The following is a 23408-nucleotide window of genomic DNA, read 5'->3' on the forward strand; positions in this document are numbered from 1 at the left end:
GGGGTCTGACCCCATTTTTTCTGGCTTTTATTTCCAGGCGCCGCCCTCGGCGGCTTCGGATAGGGCGGTCAGGCGCTCGAGGACTTCGCGCGCTAAGACTTCGCTCTTCTCCACCAGCGCGGGATCGTCCTCGGGCTGGGTCGCCGCCACCTCGGCCTGCATGGCGGCCAGTGGCGCCTTCTGCGCTGCCAGGCGGCTGGCTTCGCGCTCGAGCAGCAATTGCTTGGCCTTGGCCATGGTCTGGGTCGTCAGCGCGGCCTTCTGCTGGGTCTCGGCGACGGCTTGGGCCGTGGCCAGCAACACGCGCTGGGCATTGCGCTTGTCGATCGCGGCCTGGGCGGCGATCTCTTCGGCCACCTCGCGCTGGCGCGCTGCAATCGCGCGCTCTTCTTCGGCCAGACTGCGTTCGATGGCGGCGGCCACGATCGCCTGCTCGGCTTCGAGCTTCTCGGCCAGCGCGCGGTTGATGCGGGCCTCGGCCTCGCTCTTCTCGCGCAGCGCGCTCAGTTTCTGGGTCATCAGCGCCAGCATGGCGCGCTCGGTGGCGGCGGCCTGCTCGGCTTCTTCCTGCAGTGCGATCTCGGTCATGATCGCGGCTTCGACCTCGGCCAGGCGGGCCTGCTCGGCCGCTTCGCGCGCGGCTTCGGCGTCGAGCAGGGCCTGCTCGCGGGCGATGCGCTCGGCGCGCACGGCGTCGGCGGCGGCGGCCTTGGCCAGCGCGGCGTCGGCGAAGGCCTGGGCGCGCGCCTGTTCGGTCTCGGCCTGCTCGGTCAGGGCCTGTTGGGCGGCCATCTCGGCTTCGATGGCGGCTGCGCGCGCGCGCTCGGCCTCGGCCTGGCGCTCGAGCAGCGCACGCTGGGTTTGTTCGGCGAGGGCGCGCTGCTGGGCGGCGGCGGCGGCCGCGTGGGCCGCTTCGGTGCGTTCGCGCTCGCGCTCGAGGGCGACTTCTTCGGCGGCGGCGCGCTCGCGCTCGGCCTCGGCCAGGGCGGCGGCCTGGCGTGCCTTGGCCTGGGCGTATTCGGTCTGCTTGCGCTGCAGCTCGACCTGCTCTTCGAGGCGGGCGTTGGCTTCGCGCTCGGCCGCTTCGGCGGCGGCCATCAGTTCGGCCTGGGCGCGCTGCAGCAGGGCTTTTTCTTCGGCCAGCGCGCGCGCACGCTCCTGGGCGGCGGCTTCTTCGAGGGCGGCGGCGGCGGCCTTGCGGTCGGCTTCGGCGCGCGCTTCAATCGCCTGCAGCTCCTGCTGCTCGGCCTCGAGGCGGGCCTGCTCCTGTTCGATGGCGTTCTGCTCGGCGTTCAGACGCGCCAGCGCCACTTCGCGCAGCTGGCGGTCGACGGCGATGCGCTGCTCGGTGGCGCTGAGGATCTTCTGCTCGGCGTCGCGGCGCGCCACGGCGGCGGCGGCGGCCGTTTGTTCGAGGCGCTCGCGCTTGACGGCGGCTTCGCGCAGCTCTTTTTCGGCCTGCAGGCGCATGCGCAGCGATTCGGCCATCACGCGCTGCGAGTCGGCCTGGGCCTGGGCGATGGTTTCGCGTTCCTGCTCGAGATGGGCCAGGGCGCGTGCTTCTTCGAGCGCGCGCGCTTCGGCGGTGGCGCGTTTGAAGGCCGCTTCGAGCGCGGCCTGGTCGGCCTGCTCGCGCTGGCGCGTCAGGTCGAGCGCTTCCTGTTCGGCCGCGGCCAGCATTTCGGCGGTGGCGCGCGCGCCCTTGGCGTGGCGTTCGCGTTCGCGCGCCAGCGCGGCCACGCGCGCTTCGGCGCTGGCGATGTGCAGCACTTCGTCGTGCGCGGCCTGGACGGCGGCGACACGTTCGAGCGCCTGCTGGCGTGCCTGTTCGGTCTGGACCAGCAGGGCGTCGGCGGCCTGGGCGGCCTGCTCGGACAGGGCCGCTTCGGCCTTCATCTGGGCTTCGATACGTTCGCGCGCGGCTTCGTCGGCGCGGGTGCGCGCTTCGGCGGCCTGGCGGATCTGGGCTTCGGCTTCGGCGCGAGCGCGCAGTTCGGCCGTCTCCTGGCGCACGGCTTCGAGACGCTCGACGCTGGCCTGGGCGGCAGCGCGCAGCGAGGCGAGGCGGTCGCGGTGGGCTTCGATGGCGGCCTCGGTGGCCTGCGCATGTTCTTCGGCGGCGGCAGCGGCGGCGCTGTCCATTTCAGCGCGTTCGGCGGCCAGCGAACGCACGCGCGTTTCGGCCAGCTGGCGCGCTTCGGCAGCGGCGGCGGCGGCGTTCTGGGCTTCGGCCTGGCTGATCGCCTCGTGGATAGGCAGTAGCTCGGCGCGCACCGGCTGCGGCGTGTTGCACACCACCGGCTCGTTGGCGGCGGCGGGCGGCATGTCGATCAGGATGTAATCGTCAGCGAGGGCTTGGGCGTGTTCCATGGCGTTGACTCACTCGAAAAAGCGCAGAATGCCAGTGATTATCCGGCCCGCCGCGCGCGCACCGGGCCGCGAGCAAAGGGGTGTTTTGCCCCCATTTCGGCCCTTCGGCCCCGATTGACGGGCGGCGCCCAGCGCGTCTGTGATCCGGGCCGCCTGCGACTCAGACCTGCAGAGCCGGCTCGCTCATCAGGGCGATCTGTTCGCGTAGCTCGAGAATGCGCTGCTGCCAGTACTGCGGCGTATTGAACCAGGGGAAGGCAGCCGGAAAGGCCGGATCGTCCCAGCGCCGCGCCAGCCAGGCCGCGTAGTGGATCAGGCGCAGCGTGCGCAGCGCTTCGATCAGATGCAGCTGGCGCGGGTCGAAGGCGCAGAAGTCCTCGTAACCGGCCAGCACGTCGGCCAGCTGGCGCACCATGTCGCGCCGCTCGCCCGACAGCAGCATCCACAGGTCCTGGATGGCCGGGCCGCTGCGGCTGTCGTCAAAATCGACGAAGTGCGGACCGGCCTCGGTCCACAACACATTGCCGCCGTGGCAGTCGCCGTGCAGGCGGATCAGCGGCACCGTGCCGGCGCGCGCATAGCAGGCCGCCACCGCCTCCAGCGCCTGGGCGCTGACGGCGGCGTAGGCCGCTTCGAGCTCGGGCGGCAGCAGGCCGGCCTGCAGCAGGTAGCTGCGCGGCTCGTGGCCGAAACTGTCGATGTCGAGCGCCGGCCGGGCCGCAAACGGGCGCCGGGCGCCGACCGCGTGGATGCGGCCGATGAAGCGCCCCATCCATTCCAGCGTGGCCGGGTCGTCGAGTTCTGGCGCGCGCCCGCCGCGCCGCGGGAACACGGCGAACTGAAAGCCTTCGAAGGGATGCAGGGTGCGGCCGTGCAGGCGCTGCGGCGCCACCACCGGCACCTCGGCCGCGGCCAGCTCCTCGACGAAGGCATGCTCCTCGAGGATGGCGTCGGCGCTCCAGCGCCCGGGGCGGTAGAACTTCAGCACCAGCGGCGGGCCCTCCTCCATATTCACGAGGTAGACGCGGTTTTCATAGCTGTTCAGGGCCAGCAGGCGGCCGTCGCCATACAGGCCGAGCGAAGCGAGCGCGTCGAGCACCATGTCGGGGCCGAGCCGGGCAAACGGGTGGAGAGCATCAGTCATGCGGCCATTGTAAAGGCGCCCGCTACAAATCCCATACAAATTCGATGGCCCAAGACGGTGTATAGTGTTTCCTTCCAATTAACCAGGACTGCCATGAAAACGCTGACCGCCCTCCTCCTGCTCTGTTCCGTCCTCGCTGGCTGCGCCGCCATCCAACCGGCCGATTCGCCCTACGCCACGCGCGCCGAGGCCGCCGCCAACAACGACGACGCCCCGCTGACCGGTTCGCGCCTGCCGCGCAAGTAAGGGCGGTTATACTAGCGGCTTCTTTGAAAGAAGCCCGCTATGCAACTCGACCAGCCCCTGACCGAAAAAGAATTTAACGACCTCGACCAGTTCCTCCTGTCGGACCGGACGCCCGAGGATACGATGACCATGGACACCCTCCATGGTTATCTGACCGCCATCGCCATCGGTCCGGAACCGATCACGCCCGCCGAATGGCTGCCCAAGGTGTGGGGCGAAGACCCGCAACAGGGGCCGAAGTTCAAGAACGCCAAGGAAGAGCAGCGCATCGTCGAGCTCATCATGCGCTTCATGAACGAGGTGATGATCACCTTCGAGGTCGCGCCCAAGGAATTCGAACCGCTGTTCTGCGAACAGGAGGTCGACGGCCAGGCCCTGCTCGACGCCGAGGCCTGGTGCTGGGGCTTCTGGGAAGGCATGGAACTGCGCGAAGGCGCCTGGGACGCCATCTGGCAGTCGGAACAGGCCGCCCTGATGCGCCCCATCTATCTGCTCGGCGCCGACGAAATCGAGGAAGACGAGCTGCCCCTGGTGGAAGACCCGAAGCAGGCGCACGCGCTGGCGCTCGAGATCGAAGCCAATCTGCCGGCCATCGCCAAATTCTGGGTGCCGCTGCGCAAATCCCCGGTCACCACGCTCAAGCGCGAAGAACCCAAGGTCGGCCGCAATGACGACTGTCCCTGCGGCAGCGGCAAGAAATTCAAGAAGTGCTGCGGCGCCAACGCGCCCCAGGCTTAAGGTCCCTTCAGCTCACGCAGGCGCGCGGCGGCCTGGTCGCGCTGGCCGCGCGGCCAGTCGGCCGGGACGCGCAGCGCCTGTTCCAGCGCCTGGATGGCGCGCAGGCGGTCGCCCACGGCCTGGGCGCTGACACTCACGGCACTCCACACCTCGGGGCGCGGCTGGACGGCCAGCGCATTATTGAACAGCGCCAGCGCGGCCGCGTGCTGGCCGCTCGCCTGCTCCACCAGGCCGAGCCCGAAATAGCCGCGCCCCTGGGCCGGAAAGCGGCGCCGCAGCTCGCCGAACACACGGCGCGCATCGGCCGCACGGCCGCCATCGAGATAGGTCTGGCCAAGCGCCCACAGCAGGTCGGCCTGGTCCTGGATCACGGCTTCGGCCCCGGTCAGGTCCAGGGTCAGGGCCAGCTCCTCGGCCTTGGCCTCGCGCCCCTCATCGAGATCGCACCAGGCCTGGATCAGATTGCTGACGTCGGGATTCAGGCGGCCACTGTCGATGGCCTGCGCGCGCGCCCGGCTGGTCCCGCCGCCGAGCAGCCAGGGGCTGTCGAGCTGCAGCCGGGCCAGGCCCACGCGGGCCGGAAACAGGCGGGTGTCGTAGGCAATCGCCTGGGCAAATTCGGACAGGGCCGCGCGCGTGTCGCGCTGGCGCGCCAGCCAGCCGCCGCTGTCGCGCCGCGCCACCAGCACGCGCGCGCGCGCCAGGTGGCATTCGGCATTGCGGGCCTGGGATTGGATGCACAGATCGGCATAGCGCATGGCCTCGGCCACATAGCCGGGCGCGGCCTTGGCCAGCGCCAGCTCGACCGAGGCGGCCAGGGCGGCGGCGTCGCGCGGGTCCTGGGCCAGGCGCTGGCGCAGCGCCTGCTCGACTTCGGCAAAGCGGCGCTCGCTGATCAGACCACTGTACAAATGGGCCGACGCAGGGGCAGCAAGCAGGAACAGGCAGACAAGAAGGACACGCACGGCAGGCACGACAGGGGGATCACTCGTGCCCTACCTTAGCATGGGCAAGCGCGCGCAAAATACGCGCTTTGTCACGCGCTTACAGCTTGATGAAGTGCTCGCGGTAGTAGCGCAGCTCTTCGATCGACTCGACGATGTCGGCCAGGGCCGTGTGCTTCTGGTGTTTCTTGAAACCCGAGGCCAGCTCCGGCTTCCAGCGCTTGCACAATTCCTTCAGCGTCGACACGTCCAGATTGCGGTAGTGGAAGAAGGCTTCGAGCTTGGGCATGCCGCGCGCCATGAAGCGGCGGTCCTGGCAGATGGTGTTGCCGCACATCGGGCTCTTGCCGGCCGGGACAAAGTTCTTCAGGAAGGCGATCAGCGCGGCCTCGGCATCGGCTTCGGTCACGGTCGAGGCCTTGACCCGCTCGATCAGGCCGGAACGGCCATGCGTGCCCTTGTTCCAGGCGTCCATCTTGTCCAGGGTTTCATCGCTCTGGTGGATGGCAAACACCGGCCCTTCGGCCAGCACGTTCAGGTGCATGTCGGTGACCACGACGGCCACTTCGATGATGCGGTCATTGTCCGGGTCCAGGCCCGTCATCTCCATGTCCACCCAGATCAGGTTGTACTCATTGGGACGGTGCGTGGCGAGGGCTTCGGGGGCTTGTGACATAATTCTCTCTTGGCTTGATTCAATTTCCGACATTTTCTCACAGCACAGCATGGATTCACTCGGGTTTTCAATTTTGTTCGTCAGCTTCCTCCTGCTGACCCTGGTCTTGCGCTTCTGGCTGGCCGGGCGCCATCTGCGCCATATCGCCGCCCACCGCGCCGCCGTTCCCGGGGAGTTTGCCGCAACCATTCCACTGGCGGCGCACCAGAAGGCGGCCGACTACACGGCCGCCAAGACGCGCTTCGGCCTGTTCACGGTGTTCTTCAACTATGTGGTGCTGGTCGGCTTCACCCTGCTCGGCGGCTTGCAGGCGCTGTCGGCCGAGGTGCTCAGCCGCACCGGCCCCGGCATGGCCTATCAGCTGGTGCTGCTGGTGGCCTTCTCCGTGATCACCGGCCTGATCGACCTGCCGCTCGAGTACTACCGCCAGTTCAAAATTGAACAGGATTTCGGCTTCAATAAAATGACGCCCGCCCTGTTCATCAAGGACACGCTCAAGGGCACGCTGCTGTCGGCCGTGATCGGCCTGCCCCTGGTCTGGGTCGTGCTCAGCCTGATGGACCGGGCCGGCCACCTGTGGTGGCTGTGGACCTGGGTGGTCTGGAGCGGCTTTCAGCTGCTGCTGATGGTGCTCTACCCGACCGTCATCGCGCCGCTGTTCAACAAGTTCAGCCCGCTCGAGGACGCCAGCCTGAAAGCCCGCATCGAAGGCCTGATGGCGCGCGTCGGCTTTGCCGCCAAGGGCCTGTTCGTGATGGACGGCTCCAAGCGCAGCGCGCACGGCAATGCGTATTTTTCGGGCTTCGGCGCCAACAAGCGCATCGTCTTCTTCGATACCCTGATCGCGCGCCTGGCGCCGCAGGAAATCGAGGCCGTGCTCGCGCACGAACTCGGCCACTTCAAGCTGCGCCATATTCTCAAGCGCATGGTGTTCATGTTTGCGCTCTCGCTCGCCTTCCTCGCCCTGCTCGGCTATCTGAAGGACCAGGCCTGGTTCTACACGGGCCTGGGCGTGGCGCCGATCCTGAACGGCCAGGGCAACGACGCCCTGGCCCTGCTGCTGTTCATGCTGGTGCTGCCGGTGTTTACCTTCGTGCTCAAGCCGCTCAACGCGCTCAGCTTGCGCAAGCACGAGTTCGAGGCCGATGCCTTCGCGGCCAAGCACAGCAACGGCCAGGACCTGGTCACGGCCCTCGTCAAAATGTACGAGGACAATGCCTCGACCCTGACCCCGGACCCGCTGCACTCGGCCTTCTATGACTCGCACCCGCCGGCCGCCGTGCGCATCGCCCACCTGAAGCAGGCTGCCGCATGAGCGGGCCGATGCACGGCGTGATCGTCGCTGCCCATGGGCGCCATTACGTGGCCATGCTCGACGACGACAGCCTGCGCCAGTGCGTCACGCGCGGCAAGAAGACGAATGTGGCGGTCGGCGACGATGTCGACCTGAAAGCGACCTCGGCCGACCAGGCCGTGATCGAGGCCATCGCCGAGCGCCGCACCCTGCTGTACCGCTCGGACCAGTACAAGTCCAAGCTGCTGGCGGCCAATGTCAGCCAGCTGTTCATCGTCATCGCGACCGAGCCGAGCTTCTCCGACGACCTGGTCTCGCGCGCCCTGGTGGCGGCCGAGGCGGCCGGCGTTCAGGCCCATCTGCTGCTGAACAAGACCGATCTCGCGGACGCCCTGCCGCGCGCCCGTGAACGGGCCGAACTCTACCGCACGCTCGGCTACGACCTGCTCGAAGTGGCGGCCACCGGCGATCCGGACGCCACCCGCGCCGCCCTGCTGCCGCGCCTGGCGGGCCAGCGTTCGATCTTCATCGGCCAGTCGGGCATGGGCAAGTCTTCGCTGATCAATCTGCTGGTGCCGGACGCCGACATCGCCGTGCGCGAAATCTCCAGCGCGCTCGACACCGGCAAGCACACGACCACCTTCACCCGCCTGTACCGGCTGCCCGGCGGCGGCGAAGTCATCGACTCGCCCGGCTTCCAGGAATTCGGCCTGTACCACCTGTCCGAGGGCATGCTCGAGCGCGCCTTCCGCGAGTTCGCCCCCCATCTGGGCCACTGCCGCTTCTACAACTGCCACCACCTGCACGAACCGCAGTGCGCGGTGCTGCAGGCGGTCGAGGCCGGCCAGATCGCGCGCCAGCGCCACGCCCTCTACGCCCAGCTCGTGCATGAGTCGGCGCAGGTGCTGTACTGAGCGTGTGATTTTTCACATTTGCAGCTTACAATGGGCCGACACACTGGGCAGGAGCCGAACGTGAATATGTTCACCGTCAACGAGAGCGTGGCACGCTGGGAAACCCAGCTGCTGAGCCTGCGCGGCGAAGAACGCCTGCCGGTACTGCTCGAACTGACCTGGCATCTGCGCCAGCGCGACGCCGAGCGCGCGCTCCAGCTGGCGGCCGAGGCGCGTGCCCTGCACGCCGCCCATCCCGCGCTGCTGGCCCACAGCGCGATCGTGCGGCTCGATCTGGTCGAGGCCGAACTGGCCTGGCTGCGCGGCGAACTCGAGGCCGCGCTGGCGGCGGCCGACCAGCTGCTGGCCCGCTTCAGCGCCCTGGGCGACCTGGCCGGTCAGGCCGATACCCACTGGCTGCTGGCCTGGATCGCCGTCGACCGCGGCGACCATGGGCGCAGCCTGGCCGAATTCGTCGCCACCGCCGACTGCGCGCGCGCCGCCGGCGACCCGCTGCGGACCGGCATCGCCCAGGCCGCCAACGCGCGCTGGGAGGTGCTGCGCGACCGCGTGCGCGCCAAGGCCAACTGGGGCGAGCGCATCACGGCCAGCATGGCCGAGCTGCACCCCTCGCTGGCGACCTGGGTCTACGATTATCTGGCCCTGTCGGCCAGCCACGAGGGCGACTACGGCGGCGCCGCCGATGCCTTCGTGCGCTGCTACGAGTCGGCCCTGGAAACCGGCCAGATCCGCGCCGCCATCACGGCCGCGACCAATATCGGCGAAGACTTCACCATCGTCAACGACCACCAGTCGGCCCTCGAATGGATGCAGTGCGCGCTCGATCTGGCGCGCCCGACCGGCTGGCCGCGCAGCGTCGGCGCCTGCCTGATGCACACGGCCGACACCCTGCGCCGGCTCGGCCAGTTCGACGCCGCCCACGACATGCTGACCGAGGCCCTGCACGTGCTGCAGCCGCTGGCCAATGCGCGCAGCTATGCGATCGCCCTGCAGTACATGGGCGACCTCAAGCTGGCCATGGGCGACTGCGCCGGCGCGCTCGCGGCCTTCGAACAGCTGGAAGCGCGCGGCCACGCGCTCGACCAGGCCGACTTCCGCTCGATCGCCCAGCGCGGCAAGGCCCAGGCTCTGTCGCGCCTGGGGCGCACGGCGGCGGCCCTCGACGCGGCCCAGCAGGCGATCGACCTGGCCGACGGCCAGGGCCACAGCAATAACCACATCTCGGCCCTGCGCGCCATGGCCAGCGTGCACAGCGAGCATCCGGGCCTGCCGACGCCGCCCGGCATGCGCGAGCCCAACGCCGCCCTCCACTATCTGCAGCGCGCCCTGGCCGTCAGCCGCGGCATCGACGGCTACACGGTGCCGGGCGACCTGTACGATGCGATGGGGGTGGCCTATGCCCAGGTCGGCGACTATGCGCGCGCCTACGAGATGGCGGTGGCCGCCAGCGCCGCGCGCGTCAAGACCCACAGCGAAGAAGCCACCAACCGCGCCATCGCGATGCAGGTGCACCACCAGACCGAAGCGGCGCGCGCGGAAAGCCTGCACCACCGCCAGTTGGCCGCCTCCGAGGCGCGCCGCGCCGAGACCCTGGCGCGCACCAACACCATGCTGGAAAAGCTGTCCAAGATCGGCCAGGAGATCACGGCTCACCTGAACGCCGAGGCCATCTTCGCCACCGTCGAGCGCCACATCAATGGCCTGCTGCCGGTCACCACCTTTGCCATCTACCTGTGCGATAGCGAAGGCAGCAATACCCTGCAGCGCGCGTTTGGCATCGAGAACGGGCAGCCGCTGCCGGCCAATGCCATCCAGCTCAATAACCCGCTGTCGAACTCGGTGCGCGCCCTGACCCAGCGCACCGAAATCTTCATCGACGAGTGGCCGGGCGAGGTGCTGGCGCCGATCGTGCCCGGCACCGCAGTGACCGAGAGCGCGATGTTCGCGCCGCTGATCGTGGGCGAGCGCGCGTTCGGCGTGATGACGGTGCAGAGCACGGAAAAGCATGCCTACGGCGAGACCGAGCGCCTGATCTTCCGCTCGCTGTGCGCATACGGCGCGATCGCGCTCGACAATGCCCAGACCTACCAGCGCCTGACCGACGCCCAGAGCCAGCTGGTGGCGCAGGAAAAGCTGGCCGCCCTCGGCGCCCTGATGGCCGGCGTCGCCCACGAGCTGAACACGCCGATCGGCAACAGCCTGCTGATCGCCTCGACCCTGCAGGCCAAGACCGAGGACCTGGTCAAGCTGCTGGCCGGCCCCGGCATCCGCAAGTCCGACCTGACCAACTATGTGAACGACGCACAGAAGGCCGCCACCCTGGTCATGCGCGGCCTGCACAGCGCGGCCCATCTGGTGTCGAGCTTCAAACAGGTGGCGGTCGACCGCACCACCGAGCAGCGCCGCCAGTTCAATCTGCACCAGGTCTGCCATGAGATCGTGGCGACCATGATGAACCGCCTGCGCGCGGCCAAGCACAGCATCACGCTCGACATCCCCGAAACCATTGTGCTCGACAGCTACCCCGGTCCGTTCGGCCAGGTCATCACCAACCTGATCAACAACGCCCTGCTGCATGCCTTCGACGCGCGCGAACAGGGCCGCATGGCCCTCATGGCCGAGGCCGGGCCCGAGGGCCGGGTCCTGGTCCATTTCGAGGACGACGGCGCCGGCATCGACGAGGCCCACCTGGGACGCATCTTCGATCCCTTCTTCACCACCAAGCTGGGGCGCGGCGGCAGCGGCCTTGGCCTGTCGATCAGCTACAACATCGTGACCGGCCTGCTGGGCGGCCAGATCAGCGTGCACAGCCAGCCGGGCCAGGGCACGCGCTTCAGCCTCGACCTGCCGCTGACGGCGCCCGAACACGAGGCGCCGGCGCCGGCCATCATCTATTAAAACCGTTTCGATATTTTCCTCAGAGCAAAGAAAAATATCGACACATAAATACCTGGCGGTCTACAATCCGCGCTAACCGGCTGTTACGGGCCGGCACCCGCACAAGGATTCGACCCGCATGCACGCCTGGCGCTCGCGCAAGCTCGCTCTCTGGCTGGCCAGCGCCCTGGCCGGGACGGCGCTCGCGCTGGCCGCGTGGAGCGCCTGGCAGGCCTGGCGCGCGGCCCAGCAGCCGCCGGCGCGGCCCCTGATCGTGGCGGTCGCCACCCAGCTCGGCAGCGGCGCCCTGTATGTGGCCCAGGAACAGAAACTGTTCGAGCGCTACGGCCTGCGCATCAAGCTGCGCCCCTTCGTGCTGGGGCGCGAAGCCCTGCAGTCTGTCCTGAACGGCAATAGCGACCTGGCCGTGCTGGCCGACACCCCGCTCGCCCTGGCCCTGTTGCGCGGCGAAGCCCTGACCGTGCTGGCCACGCTGTATGAATCGACGACGGCGATGGCGGTGGTGGCGCGCACCGACCGCGGCATCCAGCATGGACAGGACCTGGCCGGCAAGCGGATCGGCACCGCCCATGGCACCAATGGCCAGTATTTTCTCGAACGCTATCTGGACGAACTGGGCCTGGGCCTGAGCGCCGTGCGCGTGGTCGACCTGGCGCCCGAACAATTTCTGACCGCCCTCGAGACCGGGGCCGTCGACGCCGTCACGCTCTGGTATCCGGACCGCGCGCGCCTGGCCCAGCGTCTGCCGCACGCGACCTTCACCCTGCAGCCGCGCCAGCCCTTCGTCTACCGCTTCGTGCTGGCCGGGCGCCCGGCCACCGTGCGCGCCGAGGAGGCCAGCCTGCGCCTGCTGCTGCAGGCCCTGCGCGACGCCAACGAGGCGATCCGCGCCGAACCGGACCAGGCCCAGGCCCAGATCGCCCAGTCCAACGGCCTCGACCCGGCCGCCCTCGGTCCCGCCTTTCAGCCGGGCGACTATGTGCTGAGCATGCAGCCGAGCCTGCTGACGGCGCTCCAAGACCAGGCCGACTGGGCGCGCGCGCGCGGCCTGGTGCCGGAGCGCCCGCGCCCCGATTTCCGCGCCAGCCTGGACCCGCGCCTGCTGGCCAGCGTGGCCCCGGCCGCGGCCAGCCTGCCCCCGCCCCATTGAGCGCAATTACAGTGCTTTTTGGCAGTTTCAGACTATAATCCCCAGAAATGTAGTCAAACAACAAATGGGGACCGCCACATGAGCACGACTGAAATTTTCCTGATCGCCCTGCTGCTGATCTTCAGCGTGCCCTATCTGATCTGGCGCCTCGGGCGCACCGACTACTATGCGCCGCTGGTGGTGGTGCAGATCATCACCGGGATTCTGCTCGGCCCCGGCGTGCTCGGCGCCGCCTTCCCCGACTACTACCAGTTCGTCTTCAACAAGAGCGTGATCACGGCCCTGAACGGCATCGCCTGGTGGGCCGTGATGCTGTTCGTGATGCTGGCCGGGATCGAGCTCGACCTGGCCGCCGCCTGGCGCCACCGGCGCGAAACCGGCATCACGGCCGGCCTGGCGCTGGGCGCGCCGCTGGCGTTCGGGGCTGTGGCCGGCCTGGTGCTGCTCGGCCTGCCCGGCTGGATCGGGCCGCGCGCCAAGGACTGGCAGTTCGTGCTCGGGATCGGCATGGCCTGCGCCGTCACCGCCCTGCCGATCCTGATCCTGCTGATGGAAAAGCTGGCCCTGCTGCGCACCGCGCTCGGCCAGCGCATCCTGCGCTATGCGAGCCTGGACGACATCCTGATCTGGGGCGTGCTGGCCCTGATCCTGCTCGACTGGGAGCGCGTCGGCCGCCAGGGCGCCTTCCTCCTGCTGTTCGGCGTGGCCACCTGGGGCTTTCGCCGGGTGATGACGCGGATTGCGGCGCGCGACCGCTGGTATGCGCTGCTGATCTGGCTGGCCGTGGTCAGCTTCGCGGCCGACTGGGCCGGCCTGCACTTCATGGTCGGCGCCTTCCTCGCGGGCGCCGTGGTCGACGCCCACTGGTTCGACCAGGCCCAGCTCGACGCCCTGCGCGGCCATGTGCTGCTGGTCATCATGCCGGTATTCTTCCTCTCGACCGGCCTGCGCACCACCTGGGAAGTCGGCGGCGTGGCCGTGTTCGCGGCCGCCGCCTTCCTGCTGGCGGCCGCCATCGGCGGCAAGCTGATCGGCGTACACCTGGCCGGGCGCATCCTCGGCTGGGCCCCGGGCGAAGCCAGCATCATCGGCTGGCTGCTGCAGACCAAGGCCCTGATCATGATCATCTTCGCCAATGTCCTGCTCGACAAGGCGATCATCACCAGCGCCAGCTTCACCGCCCTGCTGCTGATGGCGGTCGGCTCGACCATGCTGAGCGTGCCGATGGTGCATCCGATGTTAAACAAATTGAAAGAACAGACGGGGACCGAGGAATCAGCTTTACGCTCTGCAACATCGGTGCGCTAAAACCCTTATAATGGGTCGGCTATACCTCCCGCATGGCCGGTCTTTATCATGTCCAACGCAAAACCGATCAAACACTTTCTCCAGATCTCGGATTTCACCCGCGACGAATACGATTACCTGCTTGAGCGCGCTGCCCTCATCAAGCGCAAGTTCAAGAATTACGAGATCTATCACCCGCTGATCGACCGCACCCTGGTCATGGTGTTCGAGAAAAACTCGACCCGTACGCGCCTGTCCTTCGAGGCCGGCATGCACCAGCTCGGCGGCGCGGCGATCTATCTGAACACGCGCGACTCCCAGCTCGGGCGCGGCGAGCCGGTCGAAGACGCCGGCCAGGTGATGAGCCGCATGTGCGACATCATCATGGTGCGCACCTTCGGCCAGGACATCATCGAGCGCTTCGCCGCCCATTCGCGCGTGCCGGTGATCAATGGCCTGACCAATGAACACCACCCGTGCCAGATTCTGGCCGACATCTTCACCTACTGGGAACACCGCGGCTCGATCACCGGCAAGACCGTGGCCTGGGTGGGTGACGCCAATAATATGCTGTACTCCTGGCTGCAGGCGGCCGAAGTGTTCGGCTTCCACGTCAACGTGGCCACGCCCAAGGGCTATGAAATGGACATGTCGCTGGTCTCGACCGACCGCTACACCCTGTTTGCCAACCCCGGCGATGCCTGCGCCGGCGCCGACCTGGTCAACACCGACGTCTGGACCTCGATGGGCTATGAGGAGGAAAACGCGGCCCGTCTGCAAGCCTTCGCCGGCTACATCGTGGACGGCGCCAAGATGGCGCGCGCCAAGCCCGACGCCCTGTTCATGCACTGCCTGCCCGCCCACCGCGGCGAGGAAGTGGCCGCCGAAGTCATCGACGGCCCGCAGTCGGTGGTCTGGGACGAGGCCGAGAACCGTCTGCACGTGCAAAAGGCCCTGATCGAGTACCTGCTGCTGGGCCGCATCGACACCCAATAAATCACAGAGGAAATCACCATGAGCGATATTAAGAAAGTCGTCCTCGCCTATTCGGGCGGCCTGGACACCTCGGTCATCCTGAAATGGCTGCAGGACCACTACCACTGCGAAATCGTCACCTTCACCGCCGACCTCGGCCAGGGCGAAGAGCTGGAGCCGGCGCGCGCCAAGGCCCTGAAGTTCGGCATCAAGCCGGACAACATCTACATCGACGACGTGCGCGAAGAATTCGTGCGCGACTTCGTCTACCCGATGTTCCGCGCCAACACCATCTACGAAGGCGAATACCTGCTCGGCACCTCGATCGCGCGTCCGCTGATCGCCAAGCGCCTGATCGAGATCGCCAATGCGACCGGGGCCGACGCCATCTCGCACGGCGCCACCGGCAAGGGCAATGACCAGGTGCGCTTCGAGCTCGGCGCCTACGCGCTGAAGCCGGACGTGAAGATCATCGCCCCCTGGCGCGAATGGGATCTGCTGAGCCGCGAGAAGCTGCTCGCCTATGCCGAAGACGCCGGCATCGAGATCGACATGAAGCACAAGAACGGCGGCGCGCCCTATTCGATGGACGCCAACCTGCTGCACATTTCCTACGAAGGCCGGCACCTGGAGAACCCGGAAGCGGAAGCCGAGGAATCGATGTGGCGCTGGACCGTCAGCCCGGAAGCGGCGCCCGACGCGGCCGAATACCTGGACGTCGAATTCGAGCGCGGCGACATCGTCGCCCTCAATGGCCAGCGCATGAGCCCGGCCACGGTGCTGACCGAGCTGAACCGCCTGGGCGGCAAGCACGGCATCGGCCGCCTCGACCTGGTCGAGAACCGCTATGTCGGCATGAAGTCGCGCGGCTGCTATGAAACCCCAGGCGGCACCATCATGCTCAAGGCCCACCGTGCGATCGAATCGATCACCCTCGACCGCGAAGTGGCGCACCTGAAGGACGACCTGATGCCGCGCTACGCCTCGCTGATTTACAACGGCTACTGGTGGTCGCCCGAGCGCGTTGCCCTGCAGACCCTGATCGACCACACCCAGCTCAGCGTTAATGGCTGGGTTCGTCTGAAGCTGTACAAAGGCAATGTCATCGTCGTGGCCCGCGATTCGAAGAGCGATTCGCTGTTCGACAAGACCATCGCCACCTTCGACGAAGACGGCGGCGCCTACAACCAGGCCGACGCCGGCGGCTTCATCAAGCTCAACGCCCTGCGCATGCGCATCGCCGCCAAGGCGCGCGCCGCACGCGGTAAATAAGCGCGGGTTTTCCGCGCCCGCCGATCGGGGTCAGCCCCCGGTTTCTCCCGACGCCAAGTCGAGAAACCGGGGCTGACCCCGATTTGTATTGGCACCCAGGTTTCGTGGACACCAAGTTTGTTTTTTTGAGCAGGGCCGCGCCGGCGGTGCTACATTGACGGTGCGGAGTCTTCGGGAGCTCGTTCATGCTGAACAACACCAGCGTCAAGCGCAAACTGTATGCCGGCTTCGGCCTCGTGATGGCGATCGCCGTCGGCCTGCTCGGCTTTGCCTATGTCAACGCCCAGCGTCTGGTCGCGGCCAGCGACCTGGACCGCCACACCCTCGAGGTGCTGGTCGAAGTCAACCGCATCACCAATGCCGTGCTGCAGATCCAGACCAGCACACGCGGCTTCATGCTGACCGGCGAGGAAAGCCTGGTCGACCCGATCAATGAGGAAGAAAAAAACCTGGCCACCCTGATCGGCCATGTGCGCCGTCTGACGACCGACAATCCGGCCCAGCAGCAGCGCCTGACCCAGCTCGAACCGCTGGCCATAGGCTGGGTCAAGGACGTCATCAATCCCCTGATCATCAAGCGGCGCGAGATGAACAAGAAGCTCGGCGTGTCGCAGCAGGTGGCCTCGCGCGACGATGTGGTCAACGGCGCCGCCACCGTGGCCGCCATCCGTGGCCTGATCAATGACATGAATGGCGAGGAAAACCGCCTGCTCGGCCAGCGTTCGGCCGCGCGCGCCGAGGCCCAGCTGGCCCAGCAGACCCTGCTCGGCGCCGGCCTGATCCTGATGCTGCTGGCCGGGGTCGGCATGGCCATGCTGCTCGGGCGCGCCGTGGTGATGCCGGTCGACGCCCTGCTGCACGCCGTGCACCGGATCGGCGGCGGCGACGCCGGCGCCCGTGCGACCGTGCTGGCCAATGATGAACTGGGCCAGGTCGCCACCGAATTCAACCGCATGGCCCAGAGCCTGCAGGACACGGCCGCGCGCGAAAAGGCCGCCAGCGACAGCCTGCGCAGCGCCGTCGAACGCCTGCAGGCGGTGGTTGCGCGCGCCGCCCGCGGCGACCTGACCGGGCGGATCGACATCAGCGGCGAAGACGTCATCGGCCGCCTCGGCGAAGGGATCGACGCCATGGTGCGCAATCTGCGCCAGCTGATCCACGAAGTGCAGCAGGCCGGGATCCAGGTCACCACCTCGGCCACCGAAATCGCCGCCGCCGCCAAGCAGCAGGAGGCGACCGGCATGGAGCAGGCCCAGACCACGGTGGAAGTGCTGTCGACCACGCGCGAAATCTCGGCCAATACCTCGGAACTGCTGAAGGCGATGGAACAGGCCACCGGCGTGGCCGACTACACGACGCGCGCCACCGCCGAGGCCCAGGCGAATCTGGGGCGGATGGACCTGGGCATGCAGAACATGGTCAGCGCGACCGATGCGATCTCGGGCAAGCTGGCGGCGCTGTCGGAAAAGGCGGCGAATATCAACAGCGTGCTGGTGACGATCACCAAGGTGGCCGACCAGACCAATATCCTCTCGCTCAATGCCGCGATCGAGGCCGAAAAGGCCGGCGACGCCGGGCGCGGCTTTGCCGTGGTGGCGACCGAAATCCGCCGTCTGGCCGACCAGACCGCCGTCTCGACCTGGGACATCGAGCAGATGCTCAAGGAAATGCAGAGCGCCGTCTCGGCCAGCGTGATGGGCATGGACAAGTTTGCCGACGACATCCGCCGCAATGTCGGCGAAATGCGCCAGGTGGCCAGCCAGCTGTCGGGCGTGATCGACCAGGTGCAGAAGCTGCCGTCCCAGTTCGACCTGGTGCTGCAGGGCATGCAGTCGCAGGCCGTCGGCGCCCAGCAGATCACGGAAACCATGACCCAGTTGAACGATGCGACCCAACAGACGGTCGAATCCCTGAAGGCGACCAGCGAGGCCGTGCGCCAGCTGCAGTTCGCCGCCAATGGACTGCAAACCAGTGTGACCCATTTCGCCACCACCTGATGCCATGCGCGCCCTGGTGTTCCTGATTGGGGGCGGGCGCTATGCCCTGGCCCTGAGCGCCCTGCGGCGCGTGCTGCCGGTGATGGCCCTGCAGCCGCTGCCGGCCGCCCCCGAGGGCGTGGCCGGGCTGATGAATCTGCATGGGGCGGTGGTGCCCGTGCTCGACCTCGAGCGCATGGCCGGCCTGCCGCCGGCCGCGCCCTGCTTCGATACGCGCATCCTGCTGGTCGACTATCCGGGCGCCGACGGCCGCCTGCATCTGCTCGGCCTGCGCGCGGCCCATGTGCTGGGCATCGAGGAGGTCGACGGCAGCGCCCCGGCCGGCGTGCAGGCGGCCGCCTTCCTCGGCCCGGTCACCCACGATGACAGCGGGCTGATCCATTGGATCGCCCTGCCCCAGCTGATCAGCCCGCAAGTGCAGGCGGCCCTGTTCGCGGAGGCCGCATGAATCTGCAGGCCCTGCTGCGCGCGCATGCCGGCCTCGATCTGGACGAGGCCGATCTCGAGCGCGCGCTGCGCCAGCGCATGCAGCTGCTCGGCCTGAGCGAGCGCGCCGACTACCTGGCCGGCCTGGCCGGGGCCGAGCTGCAGGCCCTGCTCGAACTGGTGGTGGTGCCCGAGTCCTGGCTGTTCCGCGATCCGGGCGCGTTTGCGCTGCTGGTGCGCCACGTCCAGCAACACGCGGGGCCGGCGCGCCGCCTGCGCCTGCTGAGCCTGCCCTGCGCGAATGGCGAAGAGCCGTATTCGATGGCCATGGCCCTGGTCGACGCGGGCGTGCCGCCGGCCTGGTTCAGCATCGAGGGCGTCGATCTGTCACAGGAGGCGATCGCGCGTGCGCGGCGCGCCGTGTTCCCTGCCTATGCCTTCCGCGGCGGCGACGCCGGCCTGCGCGCGCGCCATTTCGCCGAAGTGGCGGGCGGCTACCAGCTGGCGCCGCAGATCGCCAGTCTCGTCAATTTCCGCCAGGGCAATGTGCTGAACCTGCACAGCGACGTCCCGTATGACGTGATCTTCTGCCGCAATATGCTGATTTATTTCGACGGCGCCAGCACCGCCGCCGCGCTCAGCCGCCTGAGCGCCCTGCTCACGCCCGATGGCCTGCTGTTCGTCGGCCATGCCGAGCTGCCGGCCCTGGTGCGAGCCGGGTTCCAGGCCGTGGCCGAGCGCGCCAGTTTCGCCGTGCGCAAGGGCGGTCCGGCCCCGCTGCCGCCGGCCCCGCCGCCGGCGCCGCTGGCCACACCAGCGCCGGTGCCGCGTCCGGCGCCCGCGCTGGCTACGCCGCTGGCCAGCCCGCCCGTCCCCCATGCGGCCGGAGTGCGCCTGCACCAGGCCCACGACTGCCTGCAGCGCGGCCAGCTGGCCGCCGCCCAGGCCGTGTGCGAAGCGGTGCTGGCCGACGCGCCCGACACGGCCGATGCCCATTTCCTGCTCGGCCTGGTCGCCGACGGCCGCGCCGACCGCAACGCCGCCGAGCAGCACTGGCGCGCCTGCCTGTATCTGGAGCCGGCCCACTACGAGGCCCTGTGCCATCTGGCCCTGCTGGCCAGCCGGCGCGGCGACGCCAGCGCCGCCGCGGCCTGGCAGCGCCGCGCCACCCGCGTGTATGCGCGCAGCCACAGCGGCGGAGGACGGGCATGAGTACCCCGTGCTGGCAAACGGTCGGCGTGCGCGGCGACCATTCCTGCCCCGAGCTGCCCCAGTACGGGCACTGCCAGTACTGCCCGCGCTTTGCCGAGGGCGCGCGCGCCAGCCTGCGCCGCCCGGTCGACGGCGCCTATCTGGCCGCCGCAGCAGCCGAGGCCGCCACGGCGCTGGCGCCGACCGAACATGCGAGCGCCAGCCTGCTGGTCTTCCGGGTCGGCCCCGAATGGCTGGGCCTGGACCCGCTGCGCGTGCGCGCCGTGCTGCCCACGGCGACACCGCAGCGCCTGCCGCACCGGCGCACGCGCGGCCTGCTCGGCGTCGTGCATGGCGACGGCCTGCTGCACCCGGCCGTGTCGCTGGCCGAACTGCTCGGCAGCGGCAGCGGCAGCGCGCGCCCAGGCCGGCACGCCTTTGCGCGCCTGCTGCTGGTCGACGCCGACGGCCTCGACCTGGCCCTGCCGGTCGACGAGGTCGACGGCCTGCTGCGCTATGCGCCGGCGCGCGTGCAGCCGGTGCCGGCCACCGTCGGACATGGCCTGGCACCGCTGCTGGACGGCCTGGTGGCCGATGGCGCGCGCCATATCGGCCGCTTCGACAGCGCGGCCCTGATGCGCCAGTTGCGGGAGCTGCTGCGATGAGCCCGGTGCACGGCGGCGAACTCGGCCAGCTATCGATGCTGGAGCTGTTCCGCATGGAGGCGGAGGCCCAGGCGCGCACCCTGACCGAAGGCCTGCTGCGCCTCGAACAGGGCGCGCCCGGCCAGGAGCTGCTGGCCAGCCTGATGCGCGCGGCCCACTCGATAAAGGGCGCCGCCGCCATCGTCGGGCGCGATCTGGCCGTGCAGATCGCGCACGCGCTCGAAGACGCCTTCGTCGCCGCCCAGCAGGGCCGGGTCGCGCTCGGCGCCGGCGCCATCGATGTGCTGCTGGCCGGGGTCGACCTGCTGCGCCAGTGCGCCCAGCACGACGAGGCCGGGCTGGCCGCCTGGCTCGGCGCCCAGGGCGCGGCCCTGGCCGACGCGCTGCAGGGCCTGCACCAGCTGGCGCGCGGCGATCTGCCGGCCGCGGCGCCGGCGCGGCCGGCCCCGAGCGCCACCCCGGCCCCGACCCCGGCCGCCGCCACCCGCGCCGCGCCCGACCGTCTGCTGGCCCTGGCCGGACAGGCGCGCATCCAGGCCCACCAGTTCACCCCGCTGCTGCAGGACCTGCAGCGCCTCAAGCGCCAGCAGCGCACGCTCGACCAGGCGCTCGACCAGCTGCTGGCCAGCGCCGGCGAGCGCGCCGACAGCGCCCTGCTGGCCCAGGTCAGCCTGGCCATGCAGGCCGCCCTGGCCGTGCGCCAGGGGCTGCCGGCCGCGCTGGCCGAGGCCGAACAGCTCGAACGGCGCCAGCAGCGCCTGGCCGGGCAATGGATGGACGAGGTGCTGCGCCTGCGCATGCGCCGCTTCGGCGACGGCGTGCACGCGCTGCCGCGCATGGTGCGCGACCTCGGCCGCCAGCTCGGCAAGAATGTGCGCCTGAGCATCAGCGGCGAGGCCACGCCGGTCGACCGCGACATGCTGCGCGCGATCGACAGCGTGCTCAGCCAGCTGCTGCGGAATGCCGTCGACCATGGCATGGAAACGCCCGAGCAGCGCCGCGCGGCCGGCAAGCCCGAGCTCGGCGAGATCCGCCTGAGCGCCAGCCACCGCGGCGGCATGCTGGTGATCGAGCTGGCCGACGATGGCTGCGGGGTCGACCAGGCGCGCGTGCGCGAGCGCGTGCTCGAACGCAAGCTGGCCACCGCCGCCATGGCCGCCCAGATGTCGGACAGCGAGCTGCTCGACTTCCTGTTCCTGCCCGCCTTCAGCCTGCGCGACACGGCCACGGCCGTGTCCGGGCGCGGTGTCGGCCTCGACCTCGTGCAGCAGGCCGTGCGCGCCCTGCAGGGCAGCATCGCGCTGCACACGGCGCCCGGCCAGGGCCTGCTGGTGCGCCTGACCCTGCCGCTGACCCAGTCGCTGCTGCGCGCCCTGGTGGTGCGCATCGCCGGCGACCTGTACGCGCTGCCGCTGGCCAAGGTCGAACGCGTGCTCGAGCTCGGACCGGAGGCGATCCGCACGCTCGAAGGCAAGCAGTACATCGCGCATGGCACGGCGGCCGTGGCCCTGGTACCGGCCGCGCCGCTGCTGGGCCTGGGCGCGGCCGCCGCCGGCGAGCGCGTCACCGCCCTGCTGCTCGGCCAGGGCGAGCGCCAGGTGGCGCTGGTGGTCGACGCCGTCGTCGGCGAGCGCAATCTGGTCGTGCAGCCGCTCGAACCGGCGTTTGGCAAACTGCGCGACGTGGCCGCCGGCGCCCTGCTCGAGGACGGCGCCTCGCTGCTGATCCTCGACGTGGCCGACCTGCTCGCCTCGCTGGCGCGCCTGCTCGACGCCGGCAGCCTGGCGCCGCTGGCCGGGCCGCCGCCCGAAGGCGGGGCGCGCCGCATCCTGGTGGTCGACGATTCGCTGACGGTGCGCGAGACCGAACGCCAGCTGCTGCAGGCGCGCGGCTACCTGGTCGACACCGCGGTCGATGGCATCGACGGCTGGAACCGCCTGCGCGAGGGCCAGTTCGACCTGCTGATCACCGACATCGACATGCCGCGCATGGACGGCATCGCCCTCGTCACCCAGGTACGCGCCGACGCCCGCCTGGCGCGCCTGCCGGTGATGGTGGTGTCCTACAAGGACCGCGGCGACGACCGCGCGCGCGGCCTGGCTGCCGGCGCCGACTACTACCTGACCAAGGGCAGCTTCCACGACACCAGCCTGCTCGACGCCGTGCAGGACCTGATCGGCGAGGCCCGCATATGAGAATCGGCATCGTCAACGACCGTCCGATGGCCGCCGAGGCCCTGCGCCGCGTGATCGCCGCCACCGCCGACCACCAGGTCCACTGGATCGCGCGCAGCGGCGAAGAAGCGCTGCGCCTGTGCCTGAGCCAGCGCCCCGACCTGGTGCTGATGGACCTGGTCATGCCCGGCATCGACGGGGTCGAGGCGACGCGCCAGATCATGGCCCAGGCGCCGTGCGCGATCCTGATCGTGACCAGCAATCCGCAGGACCAGGTCGGCCAGGTGTTCCGCGCGCTCGGCGCCGGCGCCCTCGATGTGACGGCCACGCCGGTGCTGGCCGGCGCGCCCGGCGGCGAGGCGGCCCTGCTGGCCAAGATCCGCACGATCGGCAAACTGGTCAAGGCGGCGGCGCCGGCCCGTGCCCCGCTGCCGAGCCGCGCGCCGACTGCGCCGCCGAGCGTGCCGCCCCATCTGCTGGCAGTCGGCGCCTCCACCGGCGGACCGCTGGCGGTGGCGCGCCTGCTGGCCGGCTGGACCCTGCCGGCCAGCGCCTGCGCCGTCGTGGTCCAGCATATCGACGCCCACTTCGCCGACCTGTTCGCCAAGTGGCTGGGCGAACAGATCAGCAGCCCGGTGATCGTGATCGAGCACGACAGCCTGCCGCGCGCCGGCCACGTCCACATCGCCCGCACCAATGACCATCTGGTGCTCGACGGGCGCTGCCACTTCGGCTACACGGTCGAGCCGCGCGACTATCCGTTCCGGCCCTCGGTCGATGTGTTCTTCCAGTCGGTGGCGCGGCATTGGCCGGGCGCCGTCACCGCCGCCGTGCTGACCGGCATGGGACGCGACGGCGCGGCCGGCCTGCTGGCCCTGCGCACGGCCGGCCACACGACCCTGGCCCAGGACCAGGCCAGCAGCGCCGTGTTCGGCATGCCGCGCGCGGCCCAGGATGTGGGCGCGGCTCAACATGTGTTGCCAATTGAATCCATGAGTCAGCTTATCCGCGCTAGAATGGATCTGTTCTAAATCCAGCGTGCATGCT

19 protein-coding genes are annotated in these 23408 nt (G+C 69.2%); 15 read left to right on the plus strand and 4 right to left on the minus strand.

All coding sequences use genetic code 11. The features are described from left to right. Window positions 1-27: 27 nt before the first annotated feature. Window positions 28-2370, minus strand: a complete 2343-nt coding sequence (locus LZ005_RS17675) for a hypothetical protein (protein WP_237809822.1) — start codon at window positions 2368-2370, stop codon at window positions 28-30. Window positions 2371-2530: 160 nt separating this feature from the next. Continuing rightward, a complete protein-coding gene (locus tag LZ005_RS17680; protein WP_237809823.1) occupies window positions 2531-3514 on the minus strand; it encodes a serine/threonine protein kinase in 984 nt (327 codons plus the stop codon). A gap of 93 nt (window positions 3515-3607) precedes the next feature. Between LZ005_RS17680 and LZ005_RS17685 the strand changes: the two genes are divergently transcribed. Then, window positions 3608-3760: a hypothetical protein gene (locus LZ005_RS17685; protein ID WP_237809824.1), complete on the plus strand. Its 153-nt coding sequence runs from the start codon at window positions 3608-3610 to the stop codon at window positions 3758-3760. 39 nt (window positions 3761-3799) lie between these two features. Beyond that, a complete protein-coding gene (locus LZ005_RS17690; protein WP_237809825.1) occupies window positions 3800-4498 on the plus strand; it encodes a UPF0149 family protein in 699 nt (232 codons plus the stop codon). On the opposite strand, the gene LZ005_RS17695 is transcribed toward LZ005_RS17690, so the two are convergent. Next, window positions 4495-5463, minus strand: coding sequence for a hypothetical protein (locus LZ005_RS17695; RefSeq protein ID WP_237809826.1), 969 nt, complete (start codon window positions 5461-5463; stop codon window positions 4495-4497). The genes LZ005_RS17690 and LZ005_RS17695 overlap by 4 nt on opposite strands. Before the next feature lie 79 nt (window positions 5464-5542). Beyond that, window positions 5543-6118, minus strand: a complete 576-nt coding sequence (gene orn / locus LZ005_RS17700) for an oligoribonuclease (RefSeq protein ID WP_237809827.1) — start codon at window positions 6116-6118, stop codon at window positions 5543-5545. Between the two features lie 49 nt (window positions 6119-6167). On the opposite strand from orn, the gene LZ005_RS17705 reads away from it, so the two are divergent. From LZ005_RS17705 to cheB, 13 genes are all read left to right on the plus strand, one after another. Then, on the plus strand, window positions 6168-7433 hold the full coding sequence (locus LZ005_RS17705; protein WP_237809828.1) for a M48 family metallopeptidase: 1266 nt from the start codon (window positions 6168-6170) through the stop codon (window positions 7431-7433). Beyond that, window positions 7430-8326, plus strand: coding sequence for a ribosome small subunit-dependent GTPase A (rsgA, locus tag LZ005_RS17710; RefSeq protein ID WP_237809829.1), 897 nt, complete (start codon window positions 7430-7432; stop codon window positions 8324-8326). Before LZ005_RS17705 ends, rsgA begins: the two co-directional genes overlap by 4 nt. 66 nt (window positions 8327-8392) lie before the next feature. Beyond that, a complete protein-coding gene (locus tag LZ005_RS17715) occupies window positions 8393-11224 on the plus strand; it encodes an ATP-binding protein (protein ID WP_237809860.1) in 2832 nt (943 codons plus the stop codon). A gap of 118 nt (window positions 11225-11342) precedes the next feature. Next, complete coding sequence (locus LZ005_RS17720) at window positions 11343-12374, plus strand: ABC transporter substrate-binding protein (RefSeq protein ID WP_237809830.1); 1032 nt, start codon at window positions 11343-11345, stop codon at window positions 12372-12374. Window positions 12375-12452: 78 nt separating this feature from the next. Continuing rightward, a complete protein-coding gene (locus LZ005_RS17725) occupies window positions 12453-13682 on the plus strand; it encodes a cation:proton antiporter (RefSeq protein WP_237809831.1) in 1230 nt (409 codons plus the stop codon). A gap of 48 nt (window positions 13683-13730) precedes the next feature. Further along, window positions 13731-14657 (plus strand): ornithine carbamoyltransferase, encoded by a 927-nt coding sequence (gene argF, locus LZ005_RS17730; protein ID WP_237809832.1) that lies wholly within the window; start codon window positions 13731-13733, stop codon window positions 14655-14657. Window positions 14658-14675: 18 nt separating this feature from the next. Next, entirely contained in the window at window positions 14676-15908 is a 1233-nt protein-coding gene (locus LZ005_RS17735) for an argininosuccinate synthase (RefSeq protein ID WP_237809833.1), read from the plus strand. A 185-nt stretch (window positions 15909-16093) separates the two neighbouring features. After that, window positions 16094-17905, plus strand: coding sequence for a methyl-accepting chemotaxis protein (locus LZ005_RS17740; RefSeq protein WP_237809834.1), 1812 nt, complete (start codon window positions 16094-16096; stop codon window positions 17903-17905). Window positions 17906-17909: 4 nt separating this feature from the next. Continuing rightward, window positions 17910-18353, plus strand: coding sequence for a chemotaxis protein CheW (locus LZ005_RS17745; RefSeq protein ID WP_237809835.1), 444 nt, complete (start codon window positions 17910-17912; stop codon window positions 18351-18353). After that, window positions 18350-19543, plus strand: a complete 1194-nt coding sequence (locus tag LZ005_RS17750) for a protein-glutamate O-methyltransferase CheR (RefSeq protein ID WP_237809836.1) — start codon at window positions 18350-18352, stop codon at window positions 19541-19543. Before LZ005_RS17745 ends, LZ005_RS17750 begins: the two co-directional genes overlap by 4 nt. After that, the gene (locus LZ005_RS17755) at window positions 19540-20187 is read left to right on the plus strand and encodes a chemotaxis protein CheW (RefSeq protein WP_237809837.1); all 648 of its coding nucleotides are present in this window, start codon (window positions 19540-19542) and stop codon (window positions 20185-20187) included. Before LZ005_RS17750 ends, LZ005_RS17755 begins: the two co-directional genes overlap by 4 nt. Then, window positions 20184-22382 carry a hybrid sensor histidine kinase/response regulator gene (locus LZ005_RS17760; protein ID WP_237809838.1) on the plus strand — a complete coding sequence of 733 codons (2199 nt, stop codon included), beginning with the start codon at window positions 20184-20186 and terminating at the stop codon, window positions 22380-22382. Before LZ005_RS17755 ends, LZ005_RS17760 begins: the two co-directional genes overlap by 4 nt. Further along, complete coding sequence (gene cheB, locus LZ005_RS17765) at window positions 22379-23392, plus strand: chemotaxis-specific protein-glutamate methyltransferase CheB (protein WP_237809839.1); 1014 nt, start codon at window positions 22379-22381, stop codon at window positions 23390-23392. The genes LZ005_RS17760 and cheB overlap by 4 nt, the downstream gene beginning before the upstream one ends. Window positions 23393-23408 lie beyond the last annotated feature (16 nt).

This window comes from Massilia sp. TS11 (genome assembly GCF_022012445.1).
Lineage (GTDB): Bacteria > Pseudomonadota > Gammaproteobacteria > Burkholderiales > Burkholderiaceae_D > Telluria.